General features: G+C 55.2%; 1 pseudogene. It reads right to left on the bottom strand.

Annotated elements, in window-relative coordinates:
• Window positions 1-290, bottom strand: a pseudogene (locus Q5Y71_RS17375) (transposase); the annotation flags it as partial.

Below are 290 nucleotides of genomic sequence, written 5' to 3'. Positions count from 1 at the left end.
CAGCAATGGCTTCTGGAAAGCCTTTTAGCCCGTCTACACAGGCGATCAGGATATCTTCCAGACCACGGTTCTTCAGTTCGGTGAGCACGGACAACCAGAACTTAGCGCCCTCCGTTTCGGCAAGCCACAAGCCCGGCAGCTCCTTCTGGCCTTCCCTGTTGACGCCCAGGGCGACGTACATGGATTTATTGATCACTCGCTTGTTCTGGCGGATCTTCACGACAATGCAGTCGAGATAGACAATGGGATGACCCGGTCCAATGGACGGCTTTGCCACTCTGTGACAGCCT

This window comes from Microbulbifer sp. 2205BS26-8, assembly GCF_030731025.1.
GTDB lineage: Bacteria > Pseudomonadota > Gammaproteobacteria > Pseudomonadales > Cellvibrionaceae > Microbulbifer > Microbulbifer spongiae.
The sequence above is the reverse complement of the archived record's forward strand: the minus strand, read 5'-3'. Positions and strand labels throughout refer to the sequence as shown.